The organism is Leifsonia shinshuensis, assembly GCF_022606355.1.
In the GTDB taxonomy this organism is placed as follows: Bacteria; Actinomycetota; Actinomycetes; order Actinomycetales; family Microbacteriaceae; genus Leifsonia; species Leifsonia shinshuensis_B.
This window is the reverse complement of the sequence record NZ_JAHHZQ010000001.1, coordinates 935,899-955,126: the sequence shown is the minus strand read 5'-3', so window position 1 is coordinate 955,126 and position 19,228 is coordinate 935,899. Positions and strand designations below refer to the sequence as shown.

Below are 19,228 nucleotides of genomic sequence, written 5' to 3'. Positions count from 1 at the left end.
TCAGGCCAGGACGGCTTCGATCGTGATCGGGATGCCGACCAGCGCCCGCGAGACCGGGCAAGTGCGCTTCGCCTCGTCGGCGAGCCGCTGGAAGTCGTCCTCCGTGAGCCCCGGCACGGTGGCCTCGACGCGGAGGTGGCTGCCGGTGATGCCCTGGGCCGGGTCGAATGTGACCGCGGCGGTGGTGCGGATGCTCTGCGGCGGGGTGCCGAAGGCGGCGAGGACGTTCGAGAACGCCATCGAGAAGCACGCCGAGTGCGCAGCGCCGAGCAGTTCCTCCGGAGTGGAGGTCTCGGCCCCGCCCTCAGAGCGGGCCTTCCAGTTCACCGCGAGCGTCGCGGCGCCGGACGAATCGAGCGAGACCGTGCCGGAACCCGACTTCAGATCGCCGGTCCAGACCGTGGTGGATTCGCTGGTTACTGCCATGAGATCTCATACTCCTTCTGCCGGCGCGCGCAGTGGCCCTCGGTCGGGGCGGCGGCGGTGCGACCAGACTACTGTCGGGCTCCGACAGGTCGAGGGCCGCTCGGAGGATTCCCGGTTTCGCGCCGCCTCAGACCGTGGCGGCGGGCTTCCGGATCACGCCGGCCCGCACCAACAGGAGGTAGATCTGGCAGCCCAGGCAGTAGCCGAACACCGCGTTGAGGAAGGCCGCGACGAAGGCGAGGGCGGCCGCCACCGGAAGCGCCGCCGGCACCCCGAATGCGAACAGCAGCAGGCCGAGACCGGTGACGACCAGGCCGACGCCCTGCGCGAACGTGGGCGGGGCGGGGTCTTCGAGCTCGGTCGGCGCAGCCAGCCGTGGCCGGACCGCCACGCGGTACAGCGCGCCGTACGGGTGGCGCCGCACGCCGGCGAACGCGCCCCACGCGAAGAGCAGCGCGATGACGAGCAGCAGCAGCGCCGCGGCCGTCGTCGCACCGATCAGGGCGAGGAAGAGGTCCACCAGCAGCAGCACGGCGGTGATGCCCGCGCCGAATCGCGGGGAGCGCGGGTCGATTCCGGCGCGCTTCTCGGCGGTGGGCGCCTCGGGGGCCGGGGCAGGATTCTGGTCCGGGTTCACTGACATGGTCACTCCGTGAGGATGCGGTCGAGGGCGCTGCGGACCTCGGCGGGGCGGACGGGGCCGGAGATGCGGCCTTGGACGCGGCCGGTGGCGTCGATGAGCAGCGTCGTCGGGGTCTGGAGGACGGCGAACCGCCCGGCGAGCTCGGGGCGCACGGTGAGGTCGACGTCCAGGTGCTCGACTCCGTCGCGGTCCGCCGCGATCGCGCCGAGGACCCGCGCCGTCGCCGGGCACTGCGCGCAGAACTCGGTGGAGAACTGCACGAGCGTCGCGCGCGAGCCCAGCTCGGCGGCGCCGACCTCGGCGGCCGTGAGCCGTACGTCGCCGCGGGAGGCGCGGAGCCGGCCGGCGCGCGCCTTCCAGACCAGCCCGAGCACCGTCGCGAGCGCGACGAGTGCGAGCACGGTGAGAAGGGCGGCCGCAGCGGTCATGGTGGAGGCGACCTTACGCGCGGACCCGGAGGCGGCGCACGCAATGTGACCGAAGATGACGTCGGCACCGTGTGCGGAGGCAGAGGCGGTGTGTGGAGGGGAGGTGACCGTACGGGGAGGCGGTGGCCCGGCCCGACCCGATAGCCTTGGTGCCATGGCTGCTCCCCAGAACCCCTTCGGCCAGGTGCTCGTCGCCCTGGTCACGCCCTTCACCGCCGACGGCGAGGTCGACTGGGCCGGCGTGGAGAAGCACATCGACGACGTCATCGTCGCGGGGGCCGACGGGATCGTCGTCACCGGCACGACGGGGGAGACCTCCACCCTCACCGACCCCGAGAAGCTGCGCCTGGTCGAGGTCGGCAAATCGGTCGCGGGAGGCCGGGCCAAGATCATCACCGGCGGAGGCTCGAACGAGACCGCCCACGCCATCCAGCTCTACAAGCAGAGCGAGAAGGCCGGTGCCGACGGCGTGATGATCGTCACCCCGTACTACAACAAGCCCACCCAGGCGGGGGTGCTGACGCATTTCCGCATGATCGCCGACTCGACCGACCTCCCTGTCATCCTCTACGACATCCCCGGGCGCACCGGTATCCCGATCAAGTACGAGACGATCCTGCGCATCGCCAAGCACCCCAACGTGCTGGCGATCAAAGACGCCAAGGGCGACTTCAGCGAGGTCAGCCGGGTGCTCAACCAGACCGACCTGATGTACTTCTCCGGCGACGATGCCAACGTGCTCCCGCACCTGGCCATCGGCGCGACCGGGCTCATCGGCGTCACCGCCAACATCGCCGCCACGCCGTACCGGCAGATCGTCGATGCGGTGAACGCGGGCGACCTGGCCACCGCGACCGCCGCCCACCAGAAGCTCGAGCCGCTCGTGCGCGCCGTGATGACCCACGTGCCCGGCACGGTCGCGGCCAAGTACATCCTCCACGGGCTGGGACGCATCTCGAGCCCGCGGGTGCGACTCCCGCTCGTCGGACCGGAGGAGTGGGAGGCCGCTCAGATCGAAGACGAGCTCGACCTCGTCCGCGACATCCCCGGTGTCGACTTCACCAACTTCCGGCCCGATCGCAACGCCGCAGCCGGCGGAGCGCTCCCCAAGATCGCCGGGACCACACGCTAGGGCCGCACGAGCGGCCGGATCCACCCCGGGCACGAGCCCGGACGCACGTCAATAACTGAAATTGGAGGGCAGATGCCCAACCTCGTCTCCGATCCGCCTGTACTCGAACCGGGAACGCTCCGGATCATCCCGACCGGCGGCCTCGGTGAGATCGGCCGCAACATGACCGTCTTCGAATACGAAGGCAAGCTCCTGATCGTCGACTGCGGCGTTCTCTTCCCCGAGCAGGACCAGCCGGGCGTCGACCTGATCCTGCCCGACTTCGCGCCGGTCCGCGACCGCCTCGACGACGTCCTCGGCGTCGTGCTGACGCACGGCCACGAAGACCACATCGGCGCCGTCCCCTACCTGCTCAAGCTGCGCGCGGACATCCCGCTGATCGGCTCCGGACTGACGCTGGCGCTGGTGGAGGCCAAGCTCAAGGAGCACCGCATCCAGCCGTACACGCTCACGGTGAAGGAGGGGCGCACCGAGCAGCTCGGCCCGTTCGAGCTGGAGTTCGTCGCGGTCAACCACTCCATCCCCGACGCGCTCGCCGTCGCCATCACGACGCCGGCGGGCACCGTGCTGCACACGGGCGACTTCAAGATGGACCAGCTGCCGCTCGACGACAGGATCACCGACCTCCGCGCGTTCGCGCGCCTGGGCGAGAAGGGCGTCGACCTGTTCATGGCCGACTCCACGAACGCCGACGTCCCCGGTTTCACGCCGCTCGAGCGGTCCATCGGGCCGGTGCTCGACGCGGTGATCGCGCGGGCTCCCCGTCGCGTCATCGTCGCCAGCTTCTCGAGCCACGTCCACCGCGTGCAGCAGGTGCTCGACGCCGCCGCGGCCAACGGCCGGCGGGTCGCGTTGCTGGGCCGCTCGATGGTGCGAAACATGACCATCGCCGCAGAGCTCGGCTACCTCAAGGTGCCCGAGGGCGTGCTCATCGACTACAAGAAGGCCGCCGACCTGCCGGACGACGAGATCGTCTACATGTCGACGGGCTCGCAGGGCGAGCCGATGGCCGTCCTCGCCCGGATGGCGAACCTCGACCACCAGATCGAGGTCGGCCACGGCGACACCGTGATCCTGGCCTCCAGCCTCATCCCGGGCAACGAGAATGCGGTGTACCGCGTGATCGACGGGCTCACCAAGCTCGGTGCCAACGTCGTCCACAAGGGCAACGCCAAGGTGCACGTGTCGGGTCACGCCGCGGCGGGCGAGCTGCTCTACTGCTACAACATCCTCAAGCCGAAGAACGCGATGCCGGTGCACGGCGAGTACCGGCACCTCGTCGCCAACGCGCGACTGGCGATGGACACCGGTGTGCCGGAGGAGAACACGATCATCGCCGAGGACGGCTCGGTGATCGACCTCCGCGACGGCGTCGCCCGCGTCGTCGGCCAGCTCGACCTGGGCTTCGTCTATGTCGACGGGTCCAGCGTCGGCGAGATCACCGATGCCGATCTGAAGGACCGCCGGATCCTCGGCGAGGAGGGCTTCATCTCGATCATCGTGGTCGTGGAGGCCGCCAGCGGCAGGATCGTCACCGGTCCGGAGATCCACGCCCGCGGATTCGCGGAGGACGACGCAGTGTTCGACGACGTCAAGCCCAAGATCGCGGCGGCTCTCGCGGATGCCGCCCACAACGGCGTCCGCGACTCGCACGCCCTCTCGCAGGTCGTGCGCCGCACCGTGGGCCGCTGGGTCAACACCAGCTACCGGCGCCGTCCGATGATCGTTCCGCTGGTCATCGAGGCCTGAGGCCTCCTGGCTGGCATGTAAGATCGGATGTACGCGCCGGGAGGGGCCGGCGCAGTGAACGAAAGGCAGCATGTGGGGGTCATGCGACGGTGGGTCTTCCCTGTCATCCGTATCGTCCTGGTCGCGGCGATCGCCGTGGCGCTGGTGAAACTGGCGTTCTTCCCGAGCGGTGAGTCGCAGGCGGCCGATCCGGCCACGCCGACCGGTGAGTTGACCGATCCGGTCACGACCGTGGCGACCGGGACGATCGTGAACGACGTGACGGTGACCGGTTCGGTCGTCGCCGACGACGCCGTGGCCGTTCGGGCCGCCGCCGCCGGCACGGTGAACAAAGTCCAGGCGACGGCCGGTCAGCCGGTCGAAGCCGGGGCCGTGCTCTTCGACATCAAGGTCGAGACGCCACGGGATCCCGTGACCGAGACGGGTCCCGACGGCTCCCAGATCGTCACCGAGCGCAAGCCGCTCGTCCGCTACGTGGAGGTCGCTGCACCGATCGCGGGCGTGCTGAGCAGCCTCCCGGTGCTCGCAGGCCAGAGCGTCGCGATCGGCGACGCGGTCGGCTCCGTCGCGCCTCCGTCGTTCTCGGTCTCCGCGAAGCTGCCCGCTGAGCAGCAGTACCGGCTGATCCACCGGCCCACTGAGGCGACGGTGACGGTCACGGGCGGGCCCGCGCCGTTCGTCTGCACAGGGCTGAGCATCACGACGCCTCCGGCGACCGCGAGCGATACGGCCCCGAACGCGGCGCCCGGCGGGGGCGCAGGCGGGGGCGACTCGACGACGACCGTGCGCTGCGCCGTCCCGGCCGAGGTCACGGTCTTCGCCGGCCTGAAGGCGGATGTCACGATCTCCGCCGGCCGGGCCGAGAACGTTCTCACGGTGCCCACCACCGCCGTCAAGGGCTCAGCCGAGAAAGGCATCGTCTACGTCCCCGACGACAAGGGCGGGAGTCCGGCGGAGGTCCCTGTCACGCTCGGCCTCACCGACGGCACGTCCGTCGAGGTCACCTCCGGCGTGAAAGAGGGCGACTCCGTACTGCAGTTCGTCCCGGGCGCCCCGACACCGCAGGGCGGCTGCGTGCCGAGTGGCGGAGGCGGGATGGTCTGCACCGCACCCGGCGGGGCGGCCGGCTCGTGACAGCCCTGCTGCGGCTGAGCGAGGTGACGAAGACCGTCCGGGTGCCGGATGCCGAGCCGCTCACCATCCTGCACGGCGTCGACCTCGTCGTCGAGCTCGGGGAGCGCGTATCGGTCGTCGGCCGCTCCGGCTCCGGCAAGTCGACCCTGCTCAACATCCTCGGCCTCCTGGACTCACCGAGCAGCGGGGTGTTCGAGTTCGAGGGTGTGCCGGTCGAGCGCATCGCGGGGCGCGCCCGCGACCTGCGGCGCGGCGCCGACATCGGCTTCGTCTTCCAGCAGTTCAACCTCCTGTCCGGGCGCACCGCGCTCGAGAACGTCACGATGCCGCTGCTCTACGCCAGCGGCCGCCGCTTCTGGAGACGCAGAGCGATCGCGTCGGAGATGCTCGAGCGCGTCGGGCTCGGACACCGGCTCGACTCCGTGCCCGAAGTGCTGTCAGGAGGCGAGCAGCAACGCGTCGCCATCGCCCGATCGCTCGTGCGCGGGCCGCGCCTGATCCTGGCCGACGAGCCGACCGGCGCCCTCGACGTCGAGACCGGCTCGAGCGTCATCGACCTCCTGGAGGAGGTCGCCAGGGACAACGGGGCCGCGCTGGTCGTCATCACTCACGATCCAGCGGTCGCCTCGCGCTCGGAGGTCGGCTACCGGCTCGACGCGGGACGGCTGAGTCCCGTCTCGGCTGAGGTCGCCGCGTGAACGCGCTCGCCGCGGTCTGGGGCGCGATCGTGGAGGCCTGGCAGGAACTGCGCATCCATCGCACCCGGGTGCTGCTGTCGCTCATCGGCGTCGGGGTGGCGGTCTGCGCACTCAGCTCGGTCGTCGGGCTCGCGAACATCGCCGAGCAGGGTATGCGCGAGAACAGCGAGCGCTACGGCGGCCGTCCCGCGCTCCTCGCGATCCACCCCACCGGCGACGAGGCGAGCGAGGAGCGTGTGGACGCGGCCTGGCGCGTGATTCTGAAGCGCCACGACATCCGTTACTCGTCGAAGGTCGGCAACGCATCGCTTCCCGTGCAGTTCCGCGACGGCGTGACGTCGGTGATGGCGCAGACCGTCGATCCGCCGTACGCGACCATGCATCGCACTGTCGTCCAGCAGGGGCGCTGGTTCCACGAGTCCGACGCGCAGCTGCTCGCGCCGCCGATCATCGTCAACGAGGCGTTCTGGCGCCGGCTCGGGTCGCCTCCGCTCGCGGCGCATCCGACGGCGGTCGTGCTGAAGGGCGAGACGAAGGTGACCGTCGTCGTCGTCGGCGTCATGAAGACCCCCGACTCACCGGAGGACGCGACGGCGTTCATCCTGAACTCGGGCGTCGACCGGTTGACCGCAGGCAGGACCGCCGACTTCGGTGCTCCCACGCGCGAGGCCTGGGTGCCTCCCGAGCTGGCGGTGCCCTTGACCACGGCGATCACCACCGAGTTCGACCAGGCACTGGGGCCGGGCGTCGTCTCCGTCGACCGCAACGACTACCTCGCCCATCAGGACGTCGATCCACTGCTGTTCTTCAAGCTGGTCGTCGGCGGGGTCGCCGGTCTGATCCTGCTGCTCGGCGCGCTCGGGCTCGTCAACATCGCCCTGGTGACCGTGCGGCACCGCATCCGCGAGATCGGCGTGCGACGCAGTTTCGGCGCGACCGGCGCGCGGGTGTTCTTCGCCGTCATGATGGAGAGTGTCGTCGCCACCGTCGTCGCGGGGGGCGCGGGCGTGGTGCTCTCGGTGCTGATCGTGAAGAACCCGTGGGTGGAGGAGCTCCTCGGGCGCGGCATGATCGCCGACATGCCGCCGTTCCCGGTCGAGGCCGCCGTGCTGGGACTCGTCGCCGCGACCGCAGTCGGGGCGCTCGCGGGCCTGCTCCCCGCTCTCGTCGCCGTGCGCGTGAAGGTGATCGACGCGATCCGCTATTGAGCGTCGCGCCGGGCGTGGGCCGCGCCAAAGCCGTAACCTCCCGGAAACACGGGCGCGAGTAACGTGCAGCCATGAGCGCGTTCCGCATCCGACCGGCGAACGGCGATGATGCGCGTATCCTCGCCGACATGCTGGTGGAGGCCGCGAACGGCAATTCGCCCCGGGTGCGGCCGCGCGTCGCGGTGCTGGATGATCCGCACGTGATGCGGTACATCGCCGGCTGGAAACGGCCGGGCGATTTCGGCTGCATCGCGGAGGACGCGCACGGAGCCGCGGTCGGGGCCTGCTGGGCACGGCTGTTCCCCGCCAACGCCCCGGGCAGCGGGTTCGTCGCGGTCGGTGTTCCCGAGCTGACGCTCGGCGTGAACGCGCAGTGGCGGGCCCGGGGCGTCGGGCGCGCCCTGCTCCAAGAGCTCGGGCGGGCGGCGGCGGCCACCGGTGCGGCGCGGCTGAGCCTGAGCGTCGACCGCAGGAACTTCGCCCAGCGCCTGTATGTGAGCGAGGGCTACGTGACCGTCGAGTCGCGGCTGACCGCCGACACGATGGTGCGCGCGGTTCGCTGAGGGGTCCTCCACAGACCGCGCCCGTGCGCGATTTTCCCCATTTCAGGCGCGTGCGACGGCCCCATGCCGGGGGTGAGAAGTACCGTGGAGCCTATGGCTACGAGCACCAAGTCGACGTCGCGTTCCCGGAACTCCGGGCGCGACGGCTCGAGCGCGCGCAAGCCGGCCGCCAAGACGGCTGCCCAGAAGACGGTCGCCTACCCGGCCGCGGCCGACCCGCAGAGCCCGCTCGTGCGCGCCTGGATGGGGTTGGCGCACCTCACCGGCGGACTCTTCCGAGCCCTCGGACCCGAGAAGCTCGCCAAAGAGGAGCGCCGCGACGGTTTCCCCTTCTTCCTCGTCCTGCTGGCGATCGCCGGGGCCGTGGTCGAGTGGTTCCTGATCAACGACAAGATCGCGCGCATGCTCGACGCGTACACCTTCGGCATGCTCTTCGGACGCGTCTCTTTCGCGCTACCGGTGGTCATGGTGGTCTTCGCCGCGTGGCTGTTCCGGCATCCCTCGTCGGTCCATGACAACACGCGCATCGGCATCGGCCTGGGACTGCTGCTCCTGATGGTGTCGGGGCTCTGCCACCTGTTCAGCCATCACCCCTCGCCGAGCGATGGCATGGCCTCGCTGGCCCAGGCGGGCGGCGTGCTGGGCTGGCTGATCGCCGCCCCGTTGTCGTGGTTGATCACGCCGGTCGGCGCGGGCGCCGTGATCATCGTGCTGCTCCTCCTCAGTCTCTTCATCATCACCAAGACCCCGCCCAACAAGCTTCCGTCGCGCATCCGCGAGCTCTACGCGTATCTGTTCGGTGCCCAGCTGGCCACCGACGAGGAGCGGCAGGAGGCCAAGGAGGCCGCCAAGGAGGCGAAGACCAAGCAGGTCGAGCTCGACGGGGTCGACGATGCAGACGACACGCACGAGACGAACCTGCCGTGGTGGCGACGCAACAAGTCGCAGCGCGAGGAGGACCCCGACTACGAGGCGCCGGCCGACCTCACCGAGGTCTTCGGCGCGCCCGCGCGCGGCAAGGGCGAGTTCGCCACGGCGCTGGAGCCCGACCCGGCGAGCGACCACTACAACACCGAGGTGCTGGGGGAACTCGCGAACGCGGAGACGGCTCTGCAGGCGTTCACCGGCGAAGCGCCGCCCACGGCCGCGGCCGTCCCGACCGCTCCCGCCGTCCTGCCGGGTTTCCAGGCGGGAGCCGACGACTTCGACGAGACCGTCGCGGTCGACGCCACCCCGCAGCCCGCCGCGCCGTACAACCTCCCGTCGGCGTCGATGCTGGCCGCCGGCACCCCGGCCAAGATCCGCTCCAGCGCCAATGAGGAGATCGTCGCGGCGATCACCGAGGTGCTCACGCAGTTCGGCGTCGACGCCAAGGTGACCGGCTACTCCCGCGGCCCGACGGTGACCCAGTACGAGATCGAGCTCGGCCCGGGGGTCAAGGTGGAGCGCGTCACCGCGCTGAGCAAGAACCTCTCGTACGCCGTGGCCAGCAACGAGGTCCGGATCCTCTCGCCCATCCCGGGCAAGAGCGCGATCGGCGTCGAGATCCCGAACAGCGACCGTGAGATCGTCTCCCTCGGCGACATCCTCCGGTCGCCGGCTGCGGCCAAGAGCACCCACCCGATGACCATCGGCGTCGGCAAAGACGTGGGCGGCGGCTTCGTCGTCGCCAACCTGGCCAAGATGCCGCACCTCCTGGTGGCGGGCTCCACCGGCTCGGGAAAGTCCAGCTTCGTCAACTCGATGATCACCAGCCTGCTGATGCGCGCGAAGCCCTCCGAGGTGCGCATGGTCCTGATCGACCCGAAGCGCGTCGAGCTCACGATCTACGGCGGTGTGCCGCATCTCATCACGCCCATCATCACGAGTCCCAAGAAGGCCGCGGAGGCTCTTCAGTGGGTCGTCAAAGAGATGGACATGCGTTATGACGACTTGGCGAGCTTCGGCTTCCGTCACATCGACGATTTCAACAAGGCGGTCATCAACAACGAGATCGTGCTTCCGGAGGGCAGCGAGCGCAAGCTCAAGCCGTATCCGTACCTGCTCGTCGTCGTCGACGAGCTGGCCGACCTGATGATGGTCGCGCCGCGCGACGTCGAAGACTCGATCGTGCGCATCACACAGCTGGCCCGCGCCTCCGGCATCCACCTGGTGCTGGCCACGCAGCGCCCGTCGGTCGACGTCGTCACCGGCCTCATCAAAGCCAACGTCCCGTCGCGACTGGCGTTCGCCGTGACGAGCGTCACCGACTCCCGCGTCATCCTCGACCAGCCGGGAGCGGACAAGCTCATCGGCCAGGGCGACGGGCTGTTCCTGCCGATGGGCGCCTCCAAAGCGCTGCGCGTGCAGGGCGCCTGGGTCAACGAGGACGAGATCCAGAAGGTCGTCGAACACGTGACGCGGCAGGCGCGGCCGGAGTACCGGCAGGATGTGACCGCGGGCGCCGAGAAGAAGCAGATCGACTCCGACATCGGCGACGACCTCGAACTCCTGCTGGCGGCCGCCGAGCTCGTCGTGTCGTCGCAGTTCGGTTCGACGTCGATGCTGCAGCGCAAGCTGCGCGTCGGTTTCGCCAAGGCGGGTCGACTGATGGACCTGCTGGAGTCGCGCGAGATCGTCGGTCCGTCCGAGGGCTCCAAGGCTCGAGATGTGCTCGTCACGGCCGAGCAGCTGCCGCAGGTGCTCGCGCGGCTGCGGGGGGAGGAGGCGCCGGCGCGGCCCGCTGCGCCCAACGCTGCTCCTGCGGCGGCAGCCGCCCCCGCGGTGGCGCCCAGCGCGGACGACGACGGCGACCGTTATGGAGCCGACCCTGTCGCGGAGATGACCGAGGGCTATCCTGAGGTGGACGGCGACTCGGACGAGGACGCCTGGCAGCTGACCGGCAGGGAGTGACCGCGATGTCGGTACCCGACGCGCCCCCGCCTGCCGCGGCGGGCGGCAGCGCCAACCGCGCGAGCAACTGGAACGTGCCCAACCTCATCACCGTGGTGCGCATCCTCCTGGCGCCGGTGTTCATCTGGATGCTGCTCGCCGACGGCGGCACCGACGGTCCGCTGCGCTGGACGGCCGCCGTACTCTTCGTGATCGCCATCGCGACCGACGGCGTGGACGGCGCCATCGCCCGGCGCAACAACCTGGTGACCGACCTCGGCAAGCTTCTCGACCCGATCGCCGACAAGGTCCTCACCGGGGGAGCCCTGGTGTCCTTGTCGATCCTGGGCGAGCTGCCGTGGTGGGTCACCATCGTGATCCTCGTGCGCGAGATCGGGATCACCGTCTACCGCTTCGTCGTCATCCGGCAGGGTGTGATCGCCGCGTCGCGCGGCGGCAAGATCAAGACCATCGTCCAGTCGGTCGCGATCTCCTTCGCGCTCTTCCCGCTGTGGACGATCTTCGGCGACTGGATCTTCTGGGTGAACGGCATCCTGATGACCGCCGCCGTGATCCTGACGGTGGTGACCGGGTTCGACTATCTCTGGCAGGCGTATCGAGGCAGACGGGCGAAGCGTGCCGGGGCCTGACGACGTCGCGGCGGCCGATCTCACCTTCCGAGTCGTCCGCGCACTGGCCGAACGCGGCCTGACGCTGGCCACGGCCGAGTCGCTCACCGGCGGCGGCCTCACCGCCGAGCTCACGCGCGTTCCCGGGGCGTCGGCCGTCGTGGTCGGCGGTGCGATCGTCTACGCGACGGCGCTCAAGCACACCCTGCTCGGGGTGGAGGCCGATCTGCTCGAGCGGGAGGGACCGGTACACCCGGAGGTCGCCCGCCAGCTCGCCGCGGGCGCCAGGGAGCGTCTGGCGGTCGATGGGCGCCCGGCGGACGTCGGCGTCTCCACGACCGGGGTCGCCGGTCCCGACCCTCAGGGAGGCCGCACGGTCGGGACGGTCTATGTGGGGATCGCGTCGGCGGCAGGGGTCAGAGCGGTCGAGCTGAGACTCTCCGGCGATCGGCAGGCCATCCGTGCCCAGACCGTCGCGCGGGCGGTGCACGAGCTCGCCGTCGAGCTCGGGATCGCGGGCCGCTGACCCCCTTCGGAGGGGTGGGTCCACGCCCGCGGAGCCCGGGGAATAGCTCGTGTTGCAGTCTCGTTACAGGTGATTGCATTCACAACAAAAGCCCAGTCGTCGTGGATATCGTGACTGACATGGATGCTGTACAGTTGGCATCCATTCGATTCGTCGGCAGGGTAGAAGAAGGAGGCTCCGAAATGATTCTTGTACGTCAGGAAATCGGCGACGTGCTCAGGGACTTCCGCCTGCAGAAGGGCCGCACACTGCGCCAGGTCGCGAGCAAGGCGAGTGTCGCCCTCGGTTATTTGAGTGAGGTCGAGCGTGGCCAGAAAGAGGCCTCGAGCGAGATCCTCGCGTCGGTGGCCGACGCCCTCGAGACGCCGGTCTCGGTGATCATGCGCGAGGTCGGAGACCGCATCGCGGTTCTCGAGGGGCTCGAGCCCGTCATCCCCGACACCATCCCGGACGACTTCGTGTCCGCGCTCGACGCGAACCTCGTCGCCCGCTGACCATCCAACGACATTCCCGAGGGCGCCCCGCACGAAGCGGGGCGTCACTCGTTTAAGGTGAATCCATGAAGCTCAGCGAGTTCCAGCGCGCCGTCGTCGACGAGTTCGGCTCCGGCTACGGGCAGGCGCTGCTGACCGATCTCGTCCTCGCCGAGCTGGGTGGGCGCACGGCCCAGGAGGCGCTCGGCGCCGGCATCCCGCCGCGCGAGGTGTGGATCGCGCTGTGCCGGGAAACCGGGGTCCCGCAGTCGCACTGGTACGGCGCGGGCAAGCCGGCGCCGAAGCTCTAGTTCGACCGAGCTTCGACACGCCGATTCGAATCGCTCGAAGATATGTTCGGATCTGAGTAAACTCCCTCACAGCGGCAATCGAAAACGAGTTGTCCACGAATTCCACGGTCGACGCCCGGAGTGTCGGCGGTCGACCATACAGTCGAACTCGTAGCGAAGCCCACGAAGGAGAACCGAAATGCCATCACCCGCAGACCGCGAGAAGGCTCTCGAAACCGCACTCGCCCAGATCGATCGTCAGTTCGGCAAGGGCTCGGTCATGCGACTGGGCAGTGACGAACGCGCCCCTGTCGAGGTCGTCCCCACCGGGTCGATCGCCCTCGACGTGGCGCTGGGCATCGGGGGGCTCCCGCGAGGCCGCATCGTCGAGATCTATGGTCCGGAGTCCTCCGGAAAGACCACGCTGACACTCCACGCCATCGCCAACGCCCAGCGGGCCGGCGGCATCGCAGCGTTCATCGACGCCGAGCACGCGCTCGACCCGGAGTACGCCCGCAAGCTCGGCGTCGACATCGACGCCCTCCTCGTGTCGCAGCCCGACACTGGTGAGCAGGCGCTCGAGATCGCCGACATGCTGGTCCGCTCCGGCTCGATCGACCTCGTCGTGATCGACTCCGTCGCGGCTCTCGTGCCGCGAGCCGAGATCGAGGGCGAGATGGGTGATTCGCACGTCGGGCTCCAGGCGCGCCTCATGTCGCAGGCGCTCCGCAAGCTGACCGGTGCCCTGAGCTCCACCAACACCACGATGATCTTCATCAACCAGCTGCGCGAGAAGATCGGCGTCTTCTTCGGAAGCCCCGAGACCACAGCGGGCGGAAAGGCGCTCAAGTTCTACGCGTCCGTCCGTCTCGACATCCGTCGTATCGAGACGCTGAAAGACGGTACTGACGCGGTCGGTAACCGCACCCGTGTCAAGGTCGTCAAGAACAAGATGGCGCCGCCCTTCAAGCAGGCCGAGTTCGACATCCTCTACGGCGTCGGCATCTCCCGCGAGGGCAGCCTGCTCGACTTCGGCGTGGAGCACGGCCTCGTGAAGAAGTCGGGGGCCTGGTACACGTATGAGGGCGACCAGCTCGGGCAGGGCAAGGAGAATTCGCGCAACTTCCTCATCGCGAACCCCGACATCGCAGCCGAGATCGAGAACAAGATCCTGATCAAGCTGGGCGTCATCGCCGATCCGAACGCAGCGGCGACCCCCGAAGCGACCGTCGACTCGCTGGAGGAGAAACTGCAGGCCCGCAAGGGCGCGTGATCCGTCATCGCCGCTGATCGTCCGACACTGTCGAGGAGGCCGACGTCATGGTCGTGAGGTTTCCCTCCGATCCGCACCCGGGTGCTGACTCGGGTGCGGGGGTGCAGTCTGCCGACACGCCCCCGGCGCCCGGGGTCCGGTCGCCAGAGGTCCGGTCGCCAGAGGTCCGGGCTCCTGAGGTTCGGACGTCCGACGCGCGGTCGCCCGAGGTGCGGTCGCCCGAGGTCGAGCAGCCCGAGGGCGGTCCGAGTGAGCGTCTCGCTCCGGTGACGCCGCTGCGACGCGCGGGGGCGTCATCGGAGCGCCGGCAGCCGAGCCGCGCCGTCGCGCGTCCGGTGGTCGAGCTTCCCGGGGCAGTCGCGGCTGGTGCTGCCGTCGACACGGACGCGGCCGGCGCCACCGAACGCTGGAACAACACCTGGGCGGTGGAGCCGGGTCGAAGGCCGGCGGCCGCCGCTCCCGAGGCCGCAGGCCCCGAGGACGAGGAGACCGAGCGACTCACCCGCAAGACGACAGCGCTCACCATCCGCCAACTCGCTCGGCGGGGCATGTCGCGTTGGGAGCTCGAGCAGCTGTTGATCAAGCGCGAGATCGTGCCAGAGGTGTTCGCACCAGAACTCGACCGGCTCGAGGCGATGGGCGTGATCGATGACGCGTCGCTCGCCGCGACGTTGGCGTTCACACAGCACAGCCGCAAGGGCGTTGGCCGCTCGGCGATCGAGCTCGACCTGAAGCGACGGCACATCGCGCCAGAGCTGATCGAGGAGGCGTTGGCCGACATCGCCGACGAAGACGAGCTCGAACGGGCGACCGAGCTGGCCGTCAAGCGGATCGGGCAGCTGTCCTCCTACGACGACGAGACGGCGCGCAGACGGCTCCACGGGTTTCTCGCGCGCAAGGGCTACGAATCCTCGATCGTGCGTCAGGCGATGGACGTCGCCTTCGCGACGCGCGGTCGCCGTGGCGGAGTCCGGTTCCAGTAGCATCGCAGCCGCAGGTCGCAAGCGTTTCGAGGCTGTGCGGCTCGTGTGGTTCGTTCCGAGGACTGAGGCTCGGGTGAGTGCGGCCTGGAGGGCGGGGGAGTCCTCGGGGCGTGGGAAGCGGCGGTCGCGGACGTCCGGCGATCGTTGTGCGAAGCAGTGTTGGCGAGCCAGCCGTCCATCATCGCGGGTCGGGAGAGGTTTCTGCGTGATGTTGCGGGGGCCGTGTGTCCGGCGTGCGCTGCGGCGGTCGCACGTCCGGTTGTGGTGCGATCGTGTTGCGGAGGTCGTGTAGCCCGGTGTGCTGTGCGGGCCACAGATCCGGAGCGTGTTGTGTCGGCGCGCCACAGCGGGCCCGGCTGGAGCGCGGTCCGTGTGCTTCAGGTCGGGTCGCGTTGAAGGAGGCCGTGGCCGGCTCCGGGTCCGGCTCCCGGGGTCGGCGGGACGACGCAGCGCGCGGGTCAGGGCGGATCGGTAAGGCGCGCACGAGTGCCGCAGGGCCGCCGTTCGATTCCGCTGCCGGTCGAACGTAGAATCGTACGCATTATGAGCACCGTCGAGCACCCCCGAACCTTCTCGCCGTCCCCGGCAGCGTTGACCGAGGACGGGCGCGCGCGCACGTACGAGGTGCGCACCTTCGGCTGCCAGATGAACGTGCACGACTCGGAGCGGCTGAGCGGTTCCCTCGAGGCCGCCGGCTACGTTCCCGCCGACGGTGCGGAAGCCGACGTCGTCGTCATCAACACGTGCGCTGTGCGCGAGAACGCCGACAACAAGCTCTACGGCAACCTCGGACATCTCGCCGGGGTCAAGCGCCGGCACGCCGGCATGCAGATCGCCGTCGGCGGCTGTCTCGCACAGAAGGACAAGAACGTCATCCTCGAGAAGGCGCCCTGGGTCGACGTGGTGTTCGGGACGCACAACATGGGCTCCCTGCCCGGCCTCCTCGAACGCGCGCGGCACAACGACGCCGCCGAGATCGAGATCCTCGAAGCTCTCGAGACCTTCCCGTCCACGCTCCCCACCAAGCGCGACTCCTCCTACTCCGGATGGGTCTCCATCTCGGTGGGCTGCAACAACACCTGCACGTTCTGCATCGTCCCGTCGCTGCGCGGCAAGGAGAAGGACCGCAGGCCCGGCGACATCCTGGCCGAGATCGGCGCCCTCGTCGACGACGGTGCGATCGAGGTGACGCTGCTCGGACAGAACGTCAACTCCTACGGTGTGGAGTTCGGCGACCGTCAGGCCTTCAGCAAGCTCCTGCGCGCGGCCGGCGGCATCGAGGGGCTGGAGCGCATCCGCTTCACGAGCCCGCACCCGGCCGCCTTCACCGACGACGTGATCGACGCGATGGCCGAGACCCCGAACGTCATGCCCCAGCTGCACATGCCGCTGCAGTCCGGGTCCGACCGGATCCTGCGCTCGATGCGCCGGTCCTACCGTTCCGAGAAGTTCCTCGGCATCCTCGACCGGGTGCGCGCCAAGCTGCCCGACGCCGCGATCAGCACCGACATCATCGTCGGCTTCCCCGGCGAGACCGAGGAGGATTTCCTCGAGACGATGCGGGTCGTCCAGCAGGCGCGCTTCGCGTCGGCTTTCACATTCCAGTACTCGATCCGTCCCGGCACGCCCGCCGCGACGATGGAGGACCAGGTGCCGAAGGAGGTCGTGCAAGACCGCTACGACCGCCTGATCGCACTGCAGGAGCGCATCTCGCTCGAAGAGAACGAGCGACTCGTCGGCCGCGAGGTCGAGCTCCTCGTCGCCAACGGTGAAGGCCGCAAGGATGCCGACACGCACCGCCTGAGCGGGCGTGCCCGTGACAGCCGGCTCGTCCACTTCGAACTGTCGGCCGGCTCGGAGACCCCGCGCCCCGGCGACGTCGTCACCGTCCGCGTCACGCAGGCGGCCCCGCACTACCTGATCGCCGACAGCGCCGACGGCGCGCCCCTGTCGATCCGGCGCACCCGGGCGGGCGACGCCTGGGACCGCGCGGAGGCGGAATCGTGCGCGGTTCCGACCCATGGCGCAACAGCCGCCTCGGGCGCGGGTCCCGTCTCGCTGGGCCTGCCGACGCTGCGCGTGCGCGAGCCCCTCACCTCGCCGGGGGTGGGCACGATGCCGATCTACGACCCGTCGGACGGCCAGCGCTGAGCGCGGACGCGTCGCGCGCGGCGACCGGCACCGACCGATCGACCACCACCCGTCTCGCCGCCGAGCCGACGTCAGGTTCAGGCGCGGAACCCGCCGTCCGGCCTCATCGCCCCCTTCCGGCGGGAGCGGCGGCGGCCGGGTCGGACAACGGCCCTGCGACCCGTTCCGGGCCCCTCGGAGCGACCGGCCCCGCGGCGTCCGAGTCGGAACGGGACAGCCGGCGCATCATCGCCGTCGTCGGGGCGACCGGCACCGGCAAGACCGAGCTGTCGCTGTCGATCGCGGAGGCCATCCGTGGTCGCGGTGGCGCGGCCGAGATCGTCAACGCCGACGCCATGCAGCTGTACCGGGGGATGGACATCGGCACCGCGAAGCTGCCGCCCTCCGAGTGGCGTGGCGTGCCGCACCACCTCTTCGACGTCCTCGAGGTGACAGACGAGGCCACCGTCGCGCGCTACCAGCCCGAGGCGCGCCGGATCGTCGGCGACATCCTCGACCGCGGGGCCACGCCCATCCTCGTGGGGGGTTCCGGGCTGTACGTGTCGAGCGTGCTCTACGACTTCCGGTTCCCCGCCACCGACCCCGAGCTGAGGGCGCGGCTGGAGGCCGAGCTCGTCGCGCAGGGGCCGGGGATGCTCTTCCGCCGCCTCGCCGAGCTCGACCCGGAGGCGGCGCGGCGTATCGGATCGGCGAACGGCCGGCGCATCGTGCGCGCTCTGGAGGTCGCCGAGCTCACCGGCGCCCCCGTGAGCGGCTCGCTGCCGGACACTCCGCAGTTCTGGCGTCCCACCGTCCTCCTCGGCCTGGCCGCACCGCGCGACGAGCTCGTCCGGCGGTTGGACGAGCGGGTCGAACGGATGTGGCGCGACGGGCTCACCGACGAGGTGCGCAGGCTCCTCCCGCTCGGACTCGAGCACGGGGTGACCGCACGCCGCGCGATCGGCTACGCGCAGGCCCTCGCCGAGGTGAAGGGCGAGATGAATCAGGCGGAGGCGATCGCCGCCACCCAACAGCTCACCCGCCGCTATGCCCGGCGGCAGGTGAGCTGGTTCAAGCGCTACGCCGACCTGCACTGGCTCGACTACGACGACCCGCAGCTCACGCGTTCCGCACTCGATAGGCTGTGAGGATGGCGACGCTCCAATTCACCAAGGGTCAGGGGACCGGCAACGACTTCGTGCTCTACTCCGACCCGGACGGGCGCCTGCCGCTCTCGGCGTCGCAGATCGCCGCGATCTGCGACCGGCACTTCGGGATCGGCGCCGACGGCGTCATCCGGGCGGTGCGGTCGACGCACCTCCCCGAGGGCGCTGAAGCCCTCGCCGAAGACGACGGCGCCGAATGGTTCATGGACTACTACAACGCCGACGGGTCCGTCGCCGAGATGTGCGGCAACGGCATCCGTGTCTACGTGCGCTACCTCCTCGAGTCCGGGCTCGCCGAACTCGCCGACGGCGACACCCTCCCGATCGGCACGCGCTCAGGCGTCCGCGACGTGCAACGCAACCTCACCGGCTTCCAGGTCGACCTCGGCCGCTGGGCTCTCGACGGTGGAGAGCCGCTGGTGCGCGCCAAAGAGCTCCCGGTCGCCCGTCCCGGCATCGGTCTCGACCTCGGCAACCCGCACGTCGTCGTCGCGGTCGCCGACGAGTCCGAGCTGGAGGCGGCGGACCTGAACTACATCCCGCACATCGAGCCGGAGCCCCCGCACGGCGCGAACGTCGAGTTCGTGGTTCCGCGCGAGCCGCTCGTGAGCGACGGCATCGGCCGCATCCGGATGCGGGTGCATGAGCGGGGTAGCGGCGAGACCCTCTCGTGCGGCACGGGCGCAGCGGCGGCCGCGCTGGCGGTGCGGTACTGGGCGGGCGAAGGTGCGCCGGACCAGTGGCGCGTGGAGGTCCCCGGCGGCACGGTCGGTGTGCGGATGTTCCCGACGGAGGACGGCGAGCACGTCGCCCTCTCTGGCCCGGCCGAACTCGTCTACACAGGAACCCTCGACCTCGCCTGAATCCGGGCAGGCGGCGAAGCGCCCCCAGCCCGGTTCCGCGACT

At 70.0% G+C, this 19,228-nt stretch carries 19 protein-coding genes; 16 read left to right on the top strand and 3 right to left on the bottom strand.

Going from position 1 to position 19,228, the window contains the following annotated elements; translation table 11 throughout:
- The 3 genes from KNO15_RS04550 to KNO15_RS04540 all read right to left on the bottom strand — a co-directional run bounded on the left by KNO15_RS04550 (position 1) and on the right by KNO15_RS04540 (position 1,497).
- Positions 1-426, bottom strand: coding sequence for an OsmC family peroxiredoxin (locus tag KNO15_RS04550; protein WP_241702243.1), 426 nt, complete (start codon positions 424-426; stop codon positions 1-3).
- Between the two features lie 127 nt (positions 427-553).
- Positions 554-1,069, bottom strand: coding sequence for a DUF4395 domain-containing protein (locus KNO15_RS04545; RefSeq protein ID WP_241702684.1), 516 nt, complete (start codon positions 1,067-1,069; stop codon positions 554-556).
- 2 nt (positions 1,070-1,071) lie between these two features.
- On the bottom strand, positions 1,072-1,497 hold the full coding sequence (locus KNO15_RS04540; RefSeq protein ID WP_241702242.1) for a TlpA family protein disulfide reductase: 426 nt from the start codon (positions 1,495-1,497) through the stop codon (positions 1,072-1,074).
- A gap of 154 nt (positions 1,498-1,651) precedes the next feature.
- Between KNO15_RS04540 and dapA the strand changes: the two genes are divergently transcribed.
- The 16 genes from dapA to dapF all read left to right on the top strand — a co-directional run bounded on the left by dapA (position 1,652) and on the right by dapF (position 19,185).
- Positions 1,652-2,629, top strand: coding sequence for a 4-hydroxy-tetrahydrodipicolinate synthase (gene dapA / locus KNO15_RS04535; RefSeq protein WP_208040804.1), 978 nt, complete (start codon positions 1,652-1,654; stop codon positions 2,627-2,629).
- 72 nt (positions 2,630-2,701) lie between these two features.
- Positions 2,702-4,378 (top strand): ribonuclease J, encoded by a 1,677-nt coding sequence (locus KNO15_RS04530; RefSeq protein ID WP_241702241.1) that lies wholly within the window; start codon positions 2,702-2,704, stop codon positions 4,376-4,378.
- An 81-nt stretch (positions 4,379-4,459) separates the two neighbouring features.
- On the top strand, positions 4,460-5,512 hold the full coding sequence (locus KNO15_RS04525; protein WP_241702240.1) for an efflux RND transporter periplasmic adaptor subunit: 1,053 nt from the start codon (positions 4,460-4,462) through the stop codon (positions 5,510-5,512).
- Complete coding sequence (locus KNO15_RS04520; protein ID WP_241702239.1) at positions 5,509-6,210, top strand: ABC transporter ATP-binding protein; 702 nt, start codon at positions 5,509-5,511, stop codon at positions 6,208-6,210. Before KNO15_RS04525 ends, KNO15_RS04520 begins: the two co-directional genes overlap by 4 nt.
- Positions 6,207-7,418, top strand: a complete 1,212-nt coding sequence (locus KNO15_RS04515) for an ABC transporter permease (RefSeq protein WP_241702238.1) — start codon at positions 6,207-6,209, stop codon at positions 7,416-7,418. Before KNO15_RS04520 ends, KNO15_RS04515 begins: the two co-directional genes overlap by 4 nt.
- Positions 7,419-7,489: 71 nt before the next feature.
- The gene (locus KNO15_RS04510) at positions 7,490-7,981 is read left to right on the top strand and encodes a GNAT family N-acetyltransferase (RefSeq protein ID WP_241702237.1); all 492 of its coding nucleotides are present in this window, start codon (positions 7,490-7,492) and stop codon (positions 7,979-7,981) included.
- Between the two features lie 93 nt (positions 7,982-8,074).
- Positions 8,075-10,873 carry an FtsK/SpoIIIE family DNA translocase gene (locus tag KNO15_RS04505; RefSeq protein ID WP_241702236.1) on the top strand — a complete coding sequence of 933 codons (2,799 nt, stop codon included), beginning with the start codon at positions 8,075-8,077 and terminating at the stop codon, positions 10,871-10,873.
- A gap of 5 nt (positions 10,874-10,878) precedes the next feature.
- Positions 10,879-11,502: a CDP-diacylglycerol--glycerol-3-phosphate 3-phosphatidyltransferase gene (gene pgsA, locus KNO15_RS04500; RefSeq protein WP_241702235.1), complete on the top strand. Its 624-nt coding sequence runs from the start codon at positions 10,879-10,881 to the stop codon at positions 11,500-11,502.
- Positions 11,489-12,007, top strand: a complete 519-nt coding sequence (locus KNO15_RS04495; protein WP_241702234.1) for a CinA family protein — start codon at positions 11,489-11,491, stop codon at positions 12,005-12,007. The genes pgsA and KNO15_RS04495 overlap by 14 nt, the downstream gene beginning before the upstream one ends.
- Positions 12,008-12,189: 182 nt before the next feature.
- On the top strand, positions 12,190-12,501 hold the full coding sequence (locus tag KNO15_RS04490) for a helix-turn-helix domain-containing protein (RefSeq protein ID WP_055915450.1): 312 nt from the start codon (positions 12,190-12,192) through the stop codon (positions 12,499-12,501).
- Between the two features lie 65 nt (positions 12,502-12,566).
- Positions 12,567-12,791 carry a DUF3046 domain-containing protein gene (locus KNO15_RS04485; RefSeq protein ID WP_241702233.1) on the top strand — a complete coding sequence of 75 codons (225 nt, stop codon included), beginning with the start codon at positions 12,567-12,569 and terminating at the stop codon, positions 12,789-12,791.
- A gap of 178 nt (positions 12,792-12,969) precedes the next feature.
- A complete protein-coding gene (gene recA / locus KNO15_RS04480) occupies positions 12,970-14,043 on the top strand; it encodes a recombinase RecA (RefSeq protein ID WP_241702232.1) in 1,074 nt (357 codons plus the stop codon).
- A 266-nt stretch (positions 14,044-14,309) separates the two neighbouring features.
- Positions 14,310-15,026, top strand: coding sequence for a regulatory protein RecX (locus KNO15_RS04475; RefSeq protein WP_241702231.1), 717 nt, complete (start codon positions 14,310-14,312; stop codon positions 15,024-15,026).
- A gap of 543 nt (positions 15,027-15,569) precedes the next feature.
- Entirely contained in the window at positions 15,570-17,177 is a 1,608-nt protein-coding gene (gene miaB, locus KNO15_RS04470) for a tRNA (N6-isopentenyl adenosine(37)-C2)-methylthiotransferase MiaB (RefSeq protein WP_241702230.1), read from the top strand.
- 224 nt (positions 17,178-17,401) lie between these two features.
- The gene (gene miaA / locus KNO15_RS04465) at positions 17,402-18,304 is read left to right on the top strand and encodes a tRNA (adenosine(37)-N6)-dimethylallyltransferase MiaA (protein WP_241702683.1); all 903 of its coding nucleotides are present in this window, start codon (positions 17,402-17,404) and stop codon (positions 18,302-18,304) included.
- 2 nt (positions 18,305-18,306) lie between these two features.
- Complete coding sequence (gene dapF / locus KNO15_RS04460) at positions 18,307-19,185, top strand: diaminopimelate epimerase (protein WP_241702229.1); 879 nt, start codon at positions 18,307-18,309, stop codon at positions 19,183-19,185.
- Positions 19,186-19,228: the final 43 nt, after the last annotated feature.

What these genes read in the sequence shown, in the direction of transcription:
- KNO15_RS04550 (WP_241702243.1), bottom strand. Translation starts at nt 426, where the DNA reads ATGGCAGTAACCAGCGAATCCACCACGGTCTGGACCGGCGATCTGAAG.
- KNO15_RS04545 (WP_241702684.1), bottom strand. Translation starts at nt 1,069, where the DNA reads ATGTCAGTGAACCCGGACCAGAATCCTGCCCCGGCCCCCGAGGCGCCC.
- KNO15_RS04540 (WP_241702242.1), bottom strand. Translation starts at nt 1,497, where the DNA reads ATGACCGCTGCGGCCGCCCTTCTCACCGTGCTCGCACTCGTCGCGCTC.
- dapA (WP_208040804.1), top strand. Translation starts at nt 1,652, where the DNA reads ATGGCTGCTCCCCAGAACCCCTTCGGCCAGGTGCTCGTCGCCCTGGTC.
- KNO15_RS04530 (WP_241702241.1), top strand. Translation starts at nt 2,702, where the DNA reads ATGCCCAACCTCGTCTCCGATCCGCCTGTACTCGAACCGGGAACGCTC.
- KNO15_RS04525 (WP_241702240.1), top strand. Translation starts at nt 4,460, where the DNA reads ATGCGACGGTGGGTCTTCCCTGTCATCCGTATCGTCCTGGTCGCGGCG.
- KNO15_RS04510 (WP_241702237.1), top strand. Translation starts at nt 7,490, where the DNA reads ATGAGCGCGTTCCGCATCCGACCGGCGAACGGCGATGATGCGCGTATC.
- KNO15_RS04505 (WP_241702236.1), top strand. Translation starts at nt 8,075, where the DNA reads ATGGCTACGAGCACCAAGTCGACGTCGCGTTCCCGGAACTCCGGGCGC.
- pgsA (WP_241702235.1), top strand. Translation starts at nt 10,879, where the DNA reads ATGTCGGTACCCGACGCGCCCCCGCCTGCCGCGGCGGGCGGCAGCGCC.
- KNO15_RS04490 (WP_055915450.1), top strand. Translation starts at nt 12,190, where the DNA reads ATGATTCTTGTACGTCAGGAAATCGGCGACGTGCTCAGGGACTTCCGC.
- KNO15_RS04485 (WP_241702233.1), top strand. Translation starts at nt 12,567, where the DNA reads ATGAAGCTCAGCGAGTTCCAGCGCGCCGTCGTCGACGAGTTCGGCTCC.
- recA (WP_241702232.1), top strand. Translation starts at nt 12,970, where the DNA reads ATGCCATCACCCGCAGACCGCGAGAAGGCTCTCGAAACCGCACTCGCC.
- miaB (WP_241702230.1), top strand. Translation starts at nt 15,570, where the DNA reads ATGAGCACCGTCGAGCACCCCCGAACCTTCTCGCCGTCCCCGGCAGCG.
- dapF (WP_241702229.1), top strand. Translation starts at nt 18,307, where the DNA reads ATGGCGACGCTCCAATTCACCAAGGGTCAGGGGACCGGCAACGACTTC.